This window comes from Leucobacter sp. cx-42 (assembly GCF_014529985.1).
In the GTDB taxonomy this organism is placed as follows: Bacteria; Actinomycetota; Actinomycetes; order Actinomycetales; family Microbacteriaceae; genus Leucobacter.
Genome location: NZ_JACVMU010000001.1, coordinates 211,138 through 227,147 on the forward strand (window position 1 = coordinate 211,138; position 16,010 = coordinate 227,147).

A 16,010-nucleotide genomic window follows, 5' to 3' on the forward strand; every position below is an offset into this window, starting at 1 on the left:
TACAGGCCACTCCCGCTTGCAATCGACTGTCGAGCTCAATGCATTCGTCTAGCTTGGGATATAACTAGCCTGTCTAATAAAACTACGTTACGTTAGTGATTGTGAATACCAAGCGGGCAATTACACAGCCATCCACTGTCGTTACGAAGAACTCTGCCGCGACACCACCCGCGGTAGACGTCGATCGACTTCGCAATGCCACTGACCTCCTGACCGAGCGAAACCTTGTGGCCCCTGACCACATCGCCTTCGAGGTTCGCCAGCCAGGAACAAGGATCGATCACCCCTGGACCCAGGTAAGCACCAGTGAGTTCGCACGTGAGATACAACGTCTCGCCAAAGGATTGCTCGCTAGCGGAGTACAACCAGGCGAGACAGTGCTCATCATGGCCCCCACGCAGTACCTTTGGGCTGTCGTCGATCAGGCCGCGCTCTTCGCAGGGGCACTCGTCGTTCCGGTGTATAACACTGCACCCGTCGGACAGCTAGCGAGCATTGTCACAGATTCGAAACCTGTCGCCGCTTTTGTTGACACACAGGTGCATCGCGAACTGCTCATCAACGCTGCCCATGCCGCTGGGATTGCAGTGCCGAACATCTGGCTTCTGGAGACAGGCCACTCATCCTCGCTGAGCAACCTCACTGAGTTGGGTCACTCGGTTTCAGATTTGGAGCTTGAAGCACGGCGAACACTAGCCAGCCTGGATGACGTTGCGACAATCGTTTATACCTCGGGGACAACGGGCACTCCCAAGGGGGCACGAATCACTCATCGAAATCTTGTTGGACAGGTCCTCAACACCGCGGCCGCGTACGAGGAGGTAGTAAACGAGCAGGGCAATACCGTACTCTTCTTGCCACTCACTCACGTCCTGGGGCGGGCGCTGCAGCTCATCTGCATCGCAAACGGCATGCGTGTCGCCCATCTTTCAGACCCGAAGGAGGCGGTACAGGCACTCTCAGTACTCCAGCCGACTTTCCTAGTCGTCGTGCCGAGAGTGCTCGAGAAAATTGAGTCAGCTGCGGCTGACTCTGCGCGGAAAAAGCACCTACTTCCGCTGTGGCTCCGGGCCAGGCGCACCGCGATCGAGTGGGCGCAGCACAGTGAAGCAGGAACGGTTCCGCCCTTCACACTCCGTTTGCAACATAAGATCTTCGACCGTCTTTTTTACTCCCGACTCCGAGCCGTCATGGGCGGCAGAATGAAGTTTCTCCTCTCGGGAGCCGCAGCTCTGCGCCCGGAACTCGCACACCTGTTCACGGGAATCGGGGTTCCAGTCATCGAAGGATACGGACTCACAGAAACCACTGCTCCTCTCACAGGCACCCGGCCGGGTGCGCTCACGGCAGGCTCTGTCGGCACCCCCCTTCCCGGAAACGAGGTTCGAATCGCACCAAACGGCGAGGTGCTTGCGCGCGGCATAGGCGTCTTTCCCGGGTATCGCGATAGCGGAGATACCGCTGCCGCATTCGTAGATGGATACTTTCGCACGGGCGACCTTGGCGAACTCGATGAGACCGGAGCACTGAAGCTCACTGGCAGACTCAAGCACGTGATCGTCACTTCAACGGGGAGAACTATTTCACCTGAAGGCTGGGAACAAGTGGTCGAGCTGCACCCCCTTGTCGCTCACGCAGCACTCATCGGAAACGATCGCCCCTATCTCACCGCGTTGGTCGTGATTGATCCCGAGGCGGCCCGCACCTGGCTTCAGGAGCGAAGCAAAGTCCCACCCGAGGCACTCGATGCCCCAAACTTCGCTGCCATCGTCGACGAACATCTGTGCCACGAAATCACTTCAGCCGTTGCCCATGCGAATTCCACCGTGCTGCCTAGCACACAAGCACAAAAGTGGTCCATTGTCACACTCGGCCACGGCCAGCCTGAACTCTTCGTCACACCCACAATGAAGCTCAAACGACAGGCACTTCTAGATGCCGGCACCTCCCTCATCGCAAGTCTGTACGCAACTGAGAGCACCAGCTAGTCTGCGCTCTCACCACCACCGGATCATAGAAAGAACGATTATGACCAAGCCCCATCCGATCGCACTCACCGCAATCATCTGCGTTGTCATTACATTGGGAGCTCTGCTTGCCTTCGCCGGAAGCCAAGGCGGCTGGGTGTTCACCACACCGGGCTCGATGTCTGGTTTCCCAGGGTTTGCCATCGCCGTGCTCGTAACTTTCCTGCTGCAGTGGATCGCCTTTATCCCGGCATCGATCGCGAAGACGGATCGCTATTTCGATGCGACCGGCAGCCTCACGTATATTGCCATCACGATCATGCTGATCCTCATGTCGCCGTCGCTAGATGCACGCGACCTGCTGCTCGCCGCCGTCGTGATCGTATGGGCCGCGCGACTCGGAACATTCCTTTTTGCGCGCAATATTCGCTCTGGGCGGGACGACCGTTTTGATGAGATCAAGACCTCAAAGCTTCGGTTCTTCATGGTCTGGACGCTGCAAGCACTCTGGGTGAGCTTGACCGCAGCGGCCGCATGGATCGCGCTCGCCTCGTCAAACTCCAGGGCGCTTGACTGGACGACGTGGATCGGGCTATCACTGTGGCTGATCGGTTTCACCATCGAAGTGGTGGCAGACGTCCAAAAGAATCAGTTCAAGGCCGACCCAAACAACCGCGGTCGTTTCATCAAGACGGGTCTTTGGTCAACCTCACAGCACCCAAACTACTTTGGGGAAATCATGCTGTGGATCGGCGTACTCCTGATTGCAGCTCCGGTCTTGCAAGGGTGGCAGTGGGTTGCATTCCTTTCCCCCGCGTTCGTCATCCTGCTCCTCACCAAGATCAGCGGCATTCCGACCCTTGAGAAAAAGGCAGCTGAAAAGTGGGGCAACGAACCGGAATACCAGGCATATCGCGCGCGCACATCGAAGCTCATTCCATTGCCTCAGCGAAGCAAACATTCCGAGTAAAGTTCATTGCGCTCTCGCGCTCGTTACGATGAAACGCAATTGCCTTCCAAGTTACGAAACAAAGAAACACCCCTCAACTTCCGCTGAATATCAACGAAGTTGAGGGGTGTTTCTTGTTCTTGCTCGTGCCCCCGGAGGGATTCGAACCCCCGACCCTCAGTTGAGCAGGGTTATTTTGCCCTAGCGGGAGGCAGTGGGATGCAATGGCACTTTACTTGCCCTGACCTTGGGTTTATGTGACACCGACTGGAACGGCGCGGGAGGCGCCGGGTGGCCATCGTATTTAGCCATCGTGTCCCAATCGTGTCCCGATTTTGGTGAGCGTAGACTCAACAGCATGATTACTGCGCGCGTCCTGGTTCGTCTCAACGGCATCACGGAAGACATGCACGCACGTGACATTGCAGACTACGAGGTAGTCGAAATCACCGCACAGGCGGACACGTGGGAAGCCGCACGAGACGCCGCTCTCGCGAAGGTTGGCGAGGGGAATCAGGCGCTCTCAATCAGCCGCGAGCTCGGCTAACTGCACCGCGCGAGCACCGGTTGTCGGTGGTCACGCTTACTCTCGATCGCATGGGAATGCCTCGGTGGCCAATGCAAGCAGTCCGGCGCACTGGCGAGCGCGAATGGCGCATGTACGACCGCGAATGCATCGCGATCATCTGCCACGTATATATAGGTCACCCTGGCAACTCTTGGCTATACCGATCGGTCACCTACGATCCGAGACCAGAACGGCGCATGCTGCTCGGATACTTCCCATCACTCGAGATGGCCGCTCATGTGACGTGGCGGTCATGGGCGCTGCAACACCGACCCATCGAAACGCACTACCTCACCGAGTCACCCGCCGAAACGGCTGCACGCAACCACGTCAGCATGTAGCAAAGGCCTAGTAACGCATTAAATGGTTTGGCTCCCACGCATGCCCTCCCCCTTCCACAAGGGGAACGCTCGCTAGCGGCTGCAAGTCATGTTGGCAGGCTGGTGACGTCTTTCCGCCAACGGCGCAAACTACACTGGGCGAAGCTGTTAATATCGCGACATGCGTCGTCTTACGAGCGGTATTGTTGCCGCCATCATTCTTTTCGCTGGAATCGGATTATTCGCAAATCCAGCAAATGCAGCAACCACTTCACGCTTTGAATACACAATCACTTCAGAAAGCCCGGACTTGTCGAAGGCACCAGGAAGCGTTGAATGTAATAACATACAGCACTGGTACCCAACCTCAAAGCAATTCGAAGTCGTTGAGCTTGAAGTCAGTGAAAATGGCGACTACTTCTTCGTTGATGAACGCAACTATGGCATCGACGGACTGATAATTGTTTTCTCATCATCTTTTGACCCAGCTGACGTCTCTAACTGCCTGACAGTAATCGATGATGCGAGCAGCGTAAGACTGCAAGCCGGAATCACATATTCAGTTGTTGCAAGCAGTTGGGGCTCTCCCTCACCTTCCGACACCTACGCCTACCGGGTGTCCGGCCCCGGTGAGGCAGTGTTTGGCTACAATATGGCTGCGTCCTCTGTAGAAATGTCGCCAGTGACGGTGGATGCTGAAACCCCCGCAACTCTCGTTGCACGCCCTGCCAGTAGCACCCTTGGCGCAGATCTCTCAGGAGCCGTCACATTCAATATCGATGGATCGATTGTCGGGACAGGGACCGTATCACCAAGCACAGGAACCACCACCTTTGATGCAGGTCTACTACCGGTGGGAACGCATGCCGTAACCGCTGAATACAGTGGCGTCTTCGGGAAGACTAAACCGTCCCGGGGCGAGACGACGGTCACTGTTGAGAAAGTTGTAACGACAACAACACTCACAATCTCTCCATCCGCGATTAGCGCGGGCGAAAATGCGACCCAAACCGCGCACGTCACAGGAAACAGTCCTACCGGTTCAGTTGAGTTCTACAGCGGACCAACCTTAGTCGGTATCAGCCCGGTCGTGGATGGAGTCGCGCAGGTCACCGTGTCACCCGACACTGGCACTTACACTGTGACAGCGAGCTACTCCGGAGATGCGAGTTACGATGCTTCAACGTCCGCTCCGGCAACTCTCACCGTTACAGAAAAAGTGGCTCCCGAACCAGAGCCCGAACCGAAGCCCGAGCCGAAGCCCGAGCCGAAGCCGCAAGCAACAACGAAACCAGAATCGGCACAACTCACCGCTAAAGCAGATGCGGCACTCGCGAATACCGGCAGCACGCAAGATGGTTGGCTCGCCGCAGCTGGACTACTTCTTGTTGCAGGCACGTCGGTCCTGATCCTACGCAAGAAATCAAGCCGCTAATCCCTCAAACACGAAAAGCGCCCCGCGCCCACCCAAACAAGGGTGAGCGCGGGGCGCAGTTCTTCTACTTGCCGTAGCGTGGCTCGTACGACGGTCAGGCATCACCGCGAAGAACGACCTTCTCCGCAGAAAATCAGTTGTCTAAATGCATGTGAAGGGGATGATGCTAACAGAGCCGTCACTGAGCTGGTGTGTTTTTGCTGGGCATGATGATGAGTTTTGACGTGCGTGCCTGATACCGCTGATACTCGGGGTCATCACCCCACTTCTCCGCTGCCTTTTTCTCAAGCGTGGGGATTCCACTCACTTTGGTGAGCAACAAGATCACAAACACAGGGGAGAAGAGTGCAACCCACTGCCACCCGTGCAGGGCTGGAGCGGCGATAAGGAGTACTCCGATCCACAAGATGATTTCACCGAAGTAATTTGGGTGTTGGGAGACTGACCAAAGTCCCGTACTGATGAAGCGGCCATGGTTACGCGGGTCAGTCTTGAAACGGTTCTTTTGCACGTCTGCGACTACTTCAATTGTGAAGCCGATCAGCCACAGCGACAGTCCGACCCAGGTCGTCCAGTCAAGCGGCGCGGTGCTTGATGATGCAAGCGAGATCCAAGCGGCCGCGGCGGTCAGACTCACCCATAGCGCCTGCAGTGTCCAGACCAAAAGGAAGCGAAGTTTTGATGTCTTGATGTCATCAAAACGGTCGTCCCTGCCTGAGCGAATATTGCGAGCAAACAGGAAGCTTCCGAGTCGAGCTGCCCATACGATCACAACGCACGCGAGGAGAAGGTCCCGCACGTCAACTGATGGTGACAAGACGACGAGCACGGTTGTCACCACAATATAAGTAATGCTACCGGTCGCATCAAAATAGCGGTCTGTTTGTGCGAATGCCGAAGGGATGAAAGCGAACCACTGCACGAGGAAGGTCAGCAGTACTGCAAACGCGAATCCAGGAATCGTCGGTAGTGGACCAGAGCTGCTGAGGGTCCATCCGCCTTGACTTCCGGCTAGTGCAAGTAGCACGCCAAGAGCGATGACAGCGCCAATAATTACGGTCAGTGCGATCGGATGAGGCTTGGTCATGGTCGTTCTTTCTGTAGTCGATGTTGGATGAAATGCGGACTATGTGGTGCGGTCGGATGAGTACAAACGTGCAATGTAGGGACCGCTCGCTTCGATTAGTGCTTGCCGTTTTAGCTTCATAGTCGGGGTGATGAAGGCCCCTGGGTTTTCTGTGCCGAGCGCTACCAGCGACCAAGATTGAGCTCGTGCACCAGGTTGCATTTCGGCGTTGGCATTGGAAATGGCGGTAGCGATTTCGTGGTGTAAACGTTCGTCGACGATGGCAGTGAATGTAGGTGAGTTGAGATCCTCGAGTGGGGCCTCATTTCGTGCTTGAAGCCAGGCCTGAACGGCTTCTGACTCAATCACAACAAGTGCCGTGAGGTAGGGGCGATCATTTCCGATGAGTACTGCATGAGCGACGAGGGGATGCAGCTCGACTACTTGTTCCCATCCTTCGGGTGAAATAGTCCGACCTGTTGAGGTGACGAGTACATTTTTGAGTCTGCCTGTCAGAGTTAGTGATCCGTCTGCGTCGAGGTGGCCGAGGTCACCAGTGCGAAAGTAGCCATCAATGAACGCTGCGGCAGTGTCTTCAGGGTTTCGATACCCGGGAAAGACGCCGATCCCTCGAGCGAGAATTTCCCCGTTTGGTGCGATTCGTACTTCGTTTCCAGGAAGTGGTGTGCCAACAGAACCGGCAGTGAGCGAACTCGATCGGGTGCCCGTGAGGGGTGCTGTGGTTTCAGTGAGCCCGTATCCCTCAATGACCGGAACGCCAATGCCGGAGAACAGTTGCGCAAGTTCCGGTCGTAACGTTGCAGCGCCTGAGAGTAGAAACTCCATTCGTCCGCCCATCACTGCTCTGAGCCGCGAGAAGAATAGTCGGTCAAAGATTGCCCATCGGATACGGAGCGAGACAGACGTTTTCCTCCCCGCTTCGCTGTATTGCGCGCGGACAATTGCCGCGTTTCGAGCCCTGCGCCAAAGTCGAAGGAGATGCTTCTTCTCCGCGGCAAGAGCCACTGCGGACTCGATTTTTTCGAGTACTCGCGGCACGACGACCAGGAATGTCGGTCTGAGTACTGATAGCGCTTGGACTGCCTCTTTGGGGTTGGCTAAGTGAGCGATACGCATGCCGTTTGCAATGCAGATCAGCTGAAGCGCGCGTCCCAGTACATGAGTGAGAGGGAGAAACAAAACGGTATTTCCTTGCTCGTTCACCACGTCCTGGTAAACGGCGGCAGTATTAAGGACTTGCCCAACGAGATTTCGGTGAGAGATAAGTGCACCTTTAGGGGCCCCTGTGGTTCCTGACGTATACACGATCGTCGCAATGTCATCCAAAGCGGCGTCGGTTCGGCGGGTTTCTAGCTCTGAGTCGGTCACTGAATGCCCGAGCGCGCAGAGAGCTTCGAGTGAGTTTGGGCTACCGGGTTCGAGGAGCCAATTTGTCGGAACCTGAATGTTGGCCGCAAGTGCTGCGTTAAATAGCAACTTACGATGCTCCTGTGTGCCTGTAAAAGCCGTGACTGGTTTTGCGTCCGAAAGAATACTCGCAAGCTGCCCGATGGGTGCGGTATCGTACACAGGCACAACGAGCGCACCTGCAAACAGTGCGGCTTGGTCCACGACAGCCCAAAGATACTGCGTTGGGGCCAGGATGAGTACCGCATCGCCAGGTTGGACGCCGCTTGCGAGTAGCCCCTTGGCGACACTCTGAACCTGCTCAAGAAACTCGCTCGTGCTCACTGGAGTCCAAGGATCATCGATATTGGTGCCTGGTTCGCGTACTTCGAAAGCAATGTGGTGAGGAGCCTCGCGGTTTCGCTGTGTGAGGAGATCGGTGACATTGCGAAGCTGAGTGATGTCCACTGCCGCTGGGGTCGAGGCAAAGTTTTCCCGGACGATTGTGGATGTGTGTGCAATGGGCTTCTTGTGAGTCACAGTAACCAACTTAGTGCAATTTTAGTTAGCCTGGTTAGATATATCCAGGGCTAAGTATCAGCGCATCACGAGCGAGCTAACAAGCCCTGTTTGAATTCAACATAACCCAGCCTAGAAAATGCGCTCCTCAATCAGCGAGCTAGACCGTCATACGCCTGGAGCGCGTGTGTTCTGGTGGATTTCAAGTCGATAATTTTCGGCAAGGTCAAACTATATGGAGCCCATTTACCGACATACGCACCGTCTGCGTCAAACTTCTTTTGTTGCAGATCGGGGTTAAAGATGCGAAAGTACGGGGCCGCGTCTGCACCGCACCCAGCCACCCACTGCCAGTTGAATGGGTTGTTTGCTTCATCTGCGTCAACGAGGGTTTCCCAGAACCACGCTTCACCTAATCTCCAGTCGAAGCCCAGGTTCTTTGTGAGCAACGAAGCAGTAATCATGCGCACACGATTGTGCATGAAGCCTGTTTGCCAGAGTTCCTGCATTCCGGCATCAACAATTCCAAAGCCTGTGCGTCCTGACTTCCACGCCACGAATGCTTCGTCGGTTTTGAGACGCCAAGGGAACGCGTCAAAGCGGCTGTTGAGGTTGCGCTTATGCAATGGACCAAGGTGAAATTCGGTGTGCTTCGCGAATTCACGCCAACCAATTTCGCCCAGGAACAAACCGACATCTCCTCCAGTTCGTAGCGTCCTGTGCCAAACCTGGCGGGGACTTATCTCTCCCCAGCGCAAATAGGGGGAAAGCTCAGATCCCGTGTCTTCTGAGGGAAAGTCTCTTCGAGAGTACCGTTGCGCCCGGGTCTCGAGGAACTCCTCGAGCTTTTGTTGAGCTGCAGATTCGCCTGGTTGCCACCGGCTGGCAATTCCGGTCGCCCAGTCAGGAGCCGAGGGGGTTAACCTCCATTCATCCAAAGATTCACTCTTGGCAAGGTTTTGCGAGCTTTTCAACTGTTTGGGCACTGAAAGTGGTACTGCGGGGTCGCGTCCCGATGTACAAGTCCTCCAGAATGCTGAGTACACCTGGTACGGCTCACCTGACTGGCTCGTGACTATCCAGGGCTCGAAGAGCACGTCACCAGGGTAGGAGTGGGCCGCGACTCCAGACTGTCGTAGCACAGCCTTGAGTTTCGCATCATGCTCACGGGCCGGCCCATAGCGGCGATTCCAGAACACTCGATCTGCTGCACATTCAGTTACTACAGCGGGGATAACTTCTTCTGCAGCCCCGCTTCGCAAAACAAGTGGGATCCCAAAATGAGTCAGCGATTGCTGCAGGGAATGAAGGGAATGGTGCAACCACCACTTTGCGGCGCCACCGAGTGGCCGAATGTGTTCCGACACCTCATCGAGAAGGTAGAGCACCACAATTCCATCTGGATCTTCCGCAGCTGCGCTGAGAGCCGCATTGTCAGTCAGCCGCAGATCATCGCGGAGCCACACTAGGGTTGTCATCACACGATTGTACGGTCCTCGCTGCGGCGCCTATCCACGCACCAACGCGGCAGAACAAGTCAGGAGTAGAACGAATGTTTGTCACGCGTATTCGTACTGTGGTGTTATTGGATTGCTCGGCGGATATCGCGTGGGGTGCAGTTCATGATCCGGCTGTTGCAGCGCAGTTGTACAGGCCGATGCTCCAAATGCGTCCCAAAGCAGGGCGGCAATTTCCACGAGAGTTTGTCTCTGGCTCACAAATAAATGTCGGAATATATTTTTTGGGCAGGTTCTGTGTCGGTTCTCAGCGGATCGCGATCGAGGATTCCTGTCAGGCGACATGCGCTTCAGCGCCAAGAACGATGCAGGATGTCGGGAAACCTTTGTCTGGACCTTTGGCACTTTTGCGTTATTGGCACCACGAAATTAGCATCAAGCCGGCGAGTTCATACACGAGTATTTGGAAGGACGAACTCACAGTTGGCGGGTTTTTTGCGCCGCTGTTCTTCGTGCTCCTCCAGGGTATGTGGCGTTGGCGAGGAGTAAAGCTGAGAAAGTTAGCAAGGCTTTGGGCTAAAGAACGTTTCTAGCGCAGGATCAGGGGATTGGCCCGAGCCACGATAACAACGACCCGTCTTCTCAGATGACCAAGTATCCGATCGATGCAAGTAGGACACTTCTTCCCTAACTACAGCGAGCGAAAGCAAATTCCATTCCTTTCTTGCTGCATCAAAACATCGGTAGCTCATGAATTTCTCTTGGACTCAGTGTGGCCGTCTCAACTGTTTATAGCTGCTGAGACGGCCACACTCTGTAGTCACTCAAAAACAGAGAGACTAATCATGCATAGTCAGATCAGCTTGGTCTTTCCGCCACGATGAATAAATCTTTTGCTTCCAAGCCTGGCTTTAGCAATCAAGCACAGTACTTGGAGCAAGCATTGTTCAAGTTGACTTTGGCAGGGCCAGCGCCAAGGTAGCGGGTGGACATTCTTCCTTGGCGCCGAGACGGCACCACATCACCAAAATAATCACGTCACCCATTGAGGGTGTCCTTATGCGTTGGGTTGCGTTCCCAGAGGATCACGTATGAACAGATCACCGCAGAAGTAGGGTTGTACGCCCCGTGTCTTTGAAGACGTGCGGACTGGTGGCACCGGCGCATCGCGCTGAACGTATCAGCACAAAATGCCCCGCACCTACCCAAACAAGGGTGAGCGCGGGGCGCAGTTGCGTTACTCGTTCTTGAACCTGCAGCACCCAAGCGGCGCCGTGGCAATGCTGACAGCTCCGAGCTTCAACATCCGTGAAGTCCGGTAGCAAATGCATCCATCTCGATATTCAGCCGGGTGCAATGATCGATTCCTTACAAAAGCAATCAATAGTACTAAGTTTTGTAGCCAGTCGAAAAATGCCTTGACATTCCCCAGCCGTCGGAGTGAAATTGTGCAACAAACGAAAGGATTGATCATGGGATTCTTGGCATTCGTTCTACTGGGTTTGATCGCCGGAGCGATCGCGAAAGCGATTCTCCCAGGAAAACAAGGCGGTGGATGGTTCGCAACACTCATTCTTGGAGTCATAGGCGCAATGGTTGGCGGTTGGCTAGGATCGTTGCTCTTTAACGCAGACATAGACAAGTTCTGGTCTCTGTCTTCCTGGGCGCTTGCAATTGCCGGATCGATAATCGTTCTACTAATTTGGGGCCTCATCACGGGTCGCAAAAAGAACTGAACGCCGATTTGAATATGAGTGACGCGATGTTCTAGGTAAGACGCGCATCCGACTGTTAGGGCATCTACAAGAAGGTAGCTGACTTTGAATGTAGCTCCGAGATCGAAAAGCGTTCGAGCAGTTAGGTAACGATGCATTACGAACGCGATCCGAATCACAGCGAGCAGCATTCTGCAACCGCTGCCTAATCCAGGAATCCTTTGACAGGAAATGTTGTCGTCTAGAAAGAATCGTCCTTCACTCGCGCAAGAGCGAAGGACGATTCTTTACATCCCCACAGCGCTAGACCGATGGGTAAGACCGCCTAAATCAACTGTTCTGGCCATGTCCGCCGATGGGGTAGCAACACTATAAATTTGGGACTCTAACCCTCTAAGCGCGTCGAAACTCCGCAACCATCGGACATTCAAACGGGTCTCGCGCAGCAAGTCCAACTTCGTTCAAATATCGAATGACAATCGCATATGAGCCGATGAGTGAAGTCTCCACGTACGGCACATCATGCTCCAAGCAGAATCGCTGAACAATTAGCCGTGCCTTCGCAAGCTTTGGCCGAGCCATACTGGGAAACAGATGATGCTCGATTTGATAATTTAGGCCACCCATAAAGATTGTCGCCCACCAGCCACCACGGATATTACGAGAGGTGCGGACTTGCTTTGTAAAGAAGTCAATACGCTCTCCCGCCGCAATAACGGGCATGCCCTTGTGGTTGGGCGCAAAAGATGCGCCCATATAGATGCCAAACACCGCAAGCATGATGCCAGAAAACGCGAACGCCATTCCGAGTGGCAGAAAAACAAAAATGGGCACGAAAACCAAAATGGTTCGGATGAAAATCATGCTCAACTCGCTCCAGCGAGATTTTACCGACTTCTCCGTTAATAGATATCGGAAACTATGTCCGTAGAGGTTCAAACCTTCCAGCGTGAGCAGGGGGAAAAATAGCCACCCCTGACGTTTGGTTATGAACTTGCGAAGTCCGGTAGCCGAGGCTGCGTCTTGTTGCAGGAAGGAAATGGTATCGACTTCAATGTCGGGGTCTTTACCTTCCATGTTTGGGTTAGCGTGGTGTCGACTATGTTTCGAGTCCCACCACGAGTAACTAATACCAACAAACGCCGTGAGTACCCGGGCAAGTGCATCATTGGAAGGACCGGCAGTGAGAATCTGTCGATGTCCCGCTTCATGTGCTAAAAATGCGACCTGAGTAAACAGCAGTCCCAAACAAGCTGCAACAATGAGTTGCAGCCAGCTCTCGCCGAGAATAATTGATGCCGCCAACACGAGCAGAAAACCGAGAAAGATCGAGAATCCCGTAAGTATGTAAAACCAGGGGCTCCGAGACAACAGACCTAGCTGCCGTATCTCCTGAGAGAGTCGCGTATATGCGCGCGCAATATGCGGAAAATCCTCTTTTCGGGCAAAAGTCTTACGGAGAGGACCCAGTGTGCTGACATCGTCAGCGAGAATGTTAGAGATGTATGAACCTATTTCCTAAGGGCGGCCACCGAGCGTTTCACGCAGAGTCAGCGTTTCAAGCTTCAGCAAGTACCGTTTAGTCAAATGTAAGTCACATCACATGCAAGGTCACCCATATGTTCTTGCCTGACAGCGAAGTACCAGGAACTGACACTTCGCTGCCTCGAAGAAACTTTTAGATAACCTGGATGTTGGCTGCCTGGGGACCTTTCGGACCCATCTCAGACTCGAAGGAAACCTTCTGGTTTTCCTCAAGGCTGCGGTATCCAGCTCCGTTAATTGCTTTGAAATGAGCGAAGAGATCGGCGGACCCGTCATCGGGGGCAATGAAGCCGAAGCCCTTGTCAGCGTTGAACCATTTCACTGTTCCTGTTGCCATTATTGTTTCCTTACGTTGTTTGAAGACCTAGACGGTCAGTTATGCCTCGGCAGTTCCGCCGGGGAAAACGAGTGGCATGGCTTTTAGAACTTGCCGCACCGGGTAGACGATGTGTGACTAGAGATTCCACCAATGCGAATGCCCCTACCATGGAGCTCATTTGGGCCAGCTCAGTGCTGTGCGAATCATAGACAATGAAGTTGTCTTCATCGTCGATCGCGACAAAGCCAGCAAATTCTCCGCTGATATTTGCAACGTAGACGTCATGATCAACTTGGGTCCAGGATACGTCTGAGTAAGCCACGGTGGTAGCAGGGATAAAAATAAAAGACCAATCAAATTCGAGCAACCACATCTAGAAGTGAGATTCATCATCACTTCAATCAAGTGCTTGCTTCCTCGCAAATATGCAGAGGTTGCAGGAATGTCGGCCTGAACTAGATGTTCAGCAGAAACACGACATTACAATCTAAAACTATACACCACCGCCGAGAGAAACTGCACCTTCTACGCGCTTTGCCGCTAAAAGCATGCCGATTGCCACGAACCGGAGGAACAATGAAAATCAGATCCGACAACAGCTTCGGCGAGCTGCAATCACGTTTCGACGCGAATGCGGCAAAGGAAACGCTCCGGGAACTCGACGAACAGTACGCAAACGGAGAGCTGGAACGCCGCACGTATTTTGAGAAGAAACGCTCCCTCGTCCAACTATTCATAAAAGCCACAACAAACCCGCGGCGCAAACACCGCGAAGAAAACTTCGACGGCGATTAACTAAGAAGCAACGCCCACCATCACTCGATGAGGCGTCAGGCTGTCGAATCTTCGCGTTCATAACGGTTCTTGCGTTTCATTTTCAGCGCAGCTGCCCGATGTTGCTCGGCTCGTAGTGCGCGGCCATGGCTGGCTCAGAGGTTCATGTGCTCCTTCATTCTTTGATTGCTTTTTGCCTGCACTTGCGGAATATTTGGAAGCCTCACGACGAAAGGAAAACTCATGGGATTTCTGGAAGACGCAAAAGAGACCGCCGAGGCTGCCGCAAAGAAGGTAAGCCGATCAGTTGAAGACACCGTCGATCGCGCCAAGGACAAGATCGACGAGGTGAAGGCTGAAGCCAACGTAAAAAAGGCAGAAGCTGAACGTGACGCAACCAAGGCTCGCAACGAAGCCAAAGAAGACCTCCGCGACAACTAGCTCGTGAAACACGAAAAGCAGCCCCTCACTCCCGAAGGAATGAGGGGCTGCTTCTTTTACTGTGCGTAACGTGGCTCGTACGACGGTCGGGCATCACTGCCCAGCATGACCTTCTCCACAGATGGCCAGCGATCGCCAAGCCACTGTGCGAGCTGCACATACAGCAGGATCACGACAGCAGTGGTAGCTGCTTGCACGAGCGCGAGCGTCGACAGGCCAGCATAGCCAGCCTCGGCAAAGATGCCGTCCACGAACGCGAACGTGTCACTGATGACCGGGATCGCGGCCACGAGACGGGCGATGAGTACGCCGACGAACGCGGCGACGAACGTACGGACTTTCTGATCTTGCATCAGATCTCCTATCGGGGCAGGCCGTCAGGCCAAGGTGGTAGCGGAATCTTGTGCTCCGCCATGTGGTCACGTTGCACACCGATGAACGCGCGATAACCACGGTTCTCCGTTTCGAGCGCATCCAACCTGCGGTCAGTGCGCTCCCGGTAACGTGTGAGCTCTTCTTGCAACTGGTCAATGAGCCTGTCTTGCGCAGTGTCCTCAGAAGCTTTGATTGCTGCTCGAGCAGTGGACTTCGCGCCCTTCGCTTGCGCGCGACCTGTCAGCCACGAACCGAGCGCAGTACCAGCGGCACCAGCAACAACAGCAGCTCCACTGATGAGCGCAATCACTACAGCGTCACTCACGAGCACCTCCCCGGAAACGGAAGAGGCGCGCTACCCAAGAGCAGCACGCCTCCACCTTCAACGCCGCGCCCGCAAGGAACGCGATCACACCAGACTCACTCACTTGAGTCCAGGAATGACAGCCTGGAGCGCCTTGATCTGCGCCTCGTCAGTGAACACCGGCACACCCGCAGGAGCAGTACCGCCGATGAACTTCGCCTCGCCCTTGATGACGGCGTACAAGCCGCCTCGACGCGCATTTGCCTTGCCCTTGATCTGAATGAGGTACATGTCGTCCCCTTCCTGCCCAACATTGTTGGACGCTTGTGAATGGTTGTTGAGTCGAGCGTTCGCTTCGCGGATGATCCAGTCGATCTTGCCCAGCACGTACGGGCCAGGGCAGGCTGTCTGCACGTACTGCTGATGCCAAGCGACGAAGAAGAGGTCAGGCTGATCCTTTCCCGGTGTGTTCTTGCCGATGACCTTGTAGCCGCTTTGGCGTGCGTGATCGACGATGACATCGATCACCGCCGAGAGCGCCTTGTCTGATACCGGCCAGTCTCCACCTGTGCTTTCGTTGTCGATCTCGAACGTCACCGCGACCGAGTCCACTGAGTGCGAGGTCGAGAACGGGCGCCGATCAGGATGCACGATGCCGGTCACACGCCCACCGTCGCTCACGTGGTAGGTGGGGTGTGAATCGCGGCTGTTCGCGTTCGCGACGTAGTCGAGCACGTTCGTGCCTGCGCCGTGGTGGAGTACCGCGCCTTCGATGGTCTTGCCGTTACGCGAGGTGCCGAAACCGTTGTCACGGATCTCACTGGTGTTTGCTGCCCACTTCGACATGGA

The 16,010-nt window shown here is 54.7% G+C and carries 17 protein-coding genes; 9 read left to right on the plus strand and 8 right to left on the minus strand.

What is annotated here, in order from left to right; all coding sequences use genetic code 11:
• Nucleotides 1-95: 95 nt before the first annotated feature.
• The 5 genes from ICM05_RS00930 to ICM05_RS00950 all read left to right on the plus strand — a co-directional run bounded on the left by ICM05_RS00930 (nt 96) and on the right by ICM05_RS00950 (nt 5,239).
• On the plus strand, nt 96-1,988 hold the full coding sequence (locus ICM05_RS00930) for an AMP-dependent synthetase/ligase (protein ID WP_353055777.1): 1,893 nt from the start codon (nt 96-98) through the stop codon (nt 1,986-1,988).
• A gap of 40 nt (nt 1,989-2,028) precedes the next feature.
• Nucleotides 2,029-2,937, plus strand: a complete 909-nt coding sequence (locus ICM05_RS00935; RefSeq protein ID WP_188022683.1) for a DUF1295 domain-containing protein — start codon at nt 2,029-2,031, stop codon at nt 2,935-2,937.
• 337 nt (nt 2,938-3,274) lie between these two features.
• Nucleotides 3,275-3,463, plus strand: a complete 189-nt coding sequence (locus tag ICM05_RS00940) for a hypothetical protein (protein WP_188022684.1) — start codon at nt 3,275-3,277, stop codon at nt 3,461-3,463.
• Between the two features lie 50 nt (nt 3,464-3,513).
• Nucleotides 3,514-3,825, plus strand: coding sequence for a hypothetical protein (locus tag ICM05_RS00945; RefSeq protein WP_188022685.1), 312 nt, complete (start codon nt 3,514-3,516; stop codon nt 3,823-3,825).
• A gap of 160 nt (nt 3,826-3,985) precedes the next feature.
• Entirely contained in the window at nt 3,986-5,239 is a 1,254-nt protein-coding gene (locus tag ICM05_RS00950) for an Ig-like domain-containing protein (RefSeq protein ID WP_188022686.1), read from the plus strand.
• Nucleotides 5,240-5,417: 178 nt separating this feature from the next.
• Here the strand turns inward: ICM05_RS00950 and ICM05_RS00955 are convergent, their stop codons facing one another.
• From ICM05_RS00955 to ICM05_RS00965, 3 genes are all read right to left on the minus strand, one after another.
• Nucleotides 5,418-6,326, minus strand: a complete 909-nt coding sequence (locus ICM05_RS00955; protein WP_188022687.1) for a DUF1295 domain-containing protein — start codon at nt 6,324-6,326, stop codon at nt 5,418-5,420.
• A gap of 39 nt (nt 6,327-6,365) precedes the next feature.
• Nucleotides 6,366-8,252: an AMP-dependent synthetase/ligase gene (locus ICM05_RS00960; protein ID WP_353055778.1), complete on the minus strand. Its 1,887-nt coding sequence runs from the start codon at nt 8,250-8,252 to the stop codon at nt 6,366-6,368.
• Nucleotides 8,253-8,383: 131 nt separating this feature from the next.
• The gene (locus ICM05_RS00965) at nt 8,384-9,709 is read right to left on the minus strand and encodes a deoxyribodipyrimidine photo-lyase (RefSeq protein WP_188022688.1); all 1,326 of its coding nucleotides are present in this window, start codon (nt 9,707-9,709) and stop codon (nt 8,384-8,386) included.
• A gap of 74 nt (nt 9,710-9,783) precedes the next feature.
• On the opposite strand from ICM05_RS00965, the gene ICM05_RS00970 reads away from it, so the two are divergent.
• Both ICM05_RS00970 and ICM05_RS00975 read left to right on the plus strand, forming a co-directional pair.
• Complete coding sequence (locus ICM05_RS00970) at nt 9,784-10,281, plus strand: hypothetical protein (protein WP_188022689.1); 498 nt, start codon at nt 9,784-9,786, stop codon at nt 10,279-10,281.
• 879 nt (nt 10,282-11,160) lie between these two features.
• Nucleotides 11,161-11,424, plus strand: coding sequence for a GlsB/YeaQ/YmgE family stress response membrane protein (locus ICM05_RS00975; RefSeq protein ID WP_188022690.1), 264 nt, complete (start codon nt 11,161-11,163; stop codon nt 11,422-11,424).
• A gap of 372 nt (nt 11,425-11,796) precedes the next feature.
• Here ICM05_RS00975 and ICM05_RS00980 read toward each other — a convergent pair whose 3' ends face one another.
• Together ICM05_RS00980 and ICM05_RS00985 are read right to left on the minus strand one after the other, a co-directional pair.
• Nucleotides 11,797-12,918 carry an acyl-CoA desaturase gene (locus tag ICM05_RS00980; RefSeq protein ID WP_188023004.1) on the minus strand — a complete coding sequence of 374 codons (1,122 nt, stop codon included), beginning with the start codon at nt 12,916-12,918 and terminating at the stop codon, nt 11,797-11,799.
• A 163-nt stretch (nt 12,919-13,081) separates the two neighbouring features.
• A complete protein-coding gene (locus ICM05_RS00985) occupies nt 13,082-13,285 on the minus strand; it encodes a cold-shock protein (RefSeq protein ID WP_188022691.1) in 204 nt (67 codons plus the stop codon).
• Nucleotides 13,286-13,843: 558 nt separating this feature from the next.
• Between ICM05_RS00985 and ICM05_RS00990 the strand changes: the two genes are divergently transcribed.
• Nucleotides 13,844-14,062, plus strand: a complete 219-nt coding sequence (locus tag ICM05_RS00990) for a hypothetical protein (RefSeq protein WP_188022692.1) — start codon at nt 13,844-13,846, stop codon at nt 14,060-14,062.
• A 222-nt stretch (nt 14,063-14,284) separates the two neighbouring features.
• Nucleotides 14,285-14,482 (plus strand): hypothetical protein, encoded by a 198-nt coding sequence (locus ICM05_RS00995; protein WP_188022693.1) that lies wholly within the window; start codon nt 14,285-14,287, stop codon nt 14,480-14,482.
• Between the two features lie 56 nt (nt 14,483-14,538).
• On the opposite strand, the gene ICM05_RS01000 is transcribed toward ICM05_RS00995, so the two are convergent.
• From ICM05_RS01000 to ICM05_RS01010, 3 genes are all read right to left on the minus strand, one after another.
• Nucleotides 14,539-14,835 carry a hypothetical protein gene (locus ICM05_RS01000; RefSeq protein WP_188022694.1) on the minus strand — a complete coding sequence of 99 codons (297 nt, stop codon included), beginning with the start codon at nt 14,833-14,835 and terminating at the stop codon, nt 14,539-14,541.
• A gap of 8 nt (nt 14,836-14,843) precedes the next feature.
• Nucleotides 14,844-15,182 carry a hypothetical protein gene (locus tag ICM05_RS01005; protein ID WP_188022695.1) on the minus strand — a complete coding sequence of 113 codons (339 nt, stop codon included), beginning with the start codon at nt 15,180-15,182 and terminating at the stop codon, nt 14,844-14,846.
• Nucleotides 15,183-15,281: 99 nt separating this feature from the next.
• The gene (locus tag ICM05_RS01010; protein ID WP_188022696.1) at nt 15,282-16,007 is read right to left on the minus strand and encodes an N-acetylmuramoyl-L-alanine amidase; all 726 of its coding nucleotides are present in this window, start codon (nt 16,005-16,007) and stop codon (nt 15,282-15,284) included.
• Between the last annotated feature and the right edge of the window lie 3 nt (nt 16,008-16,010).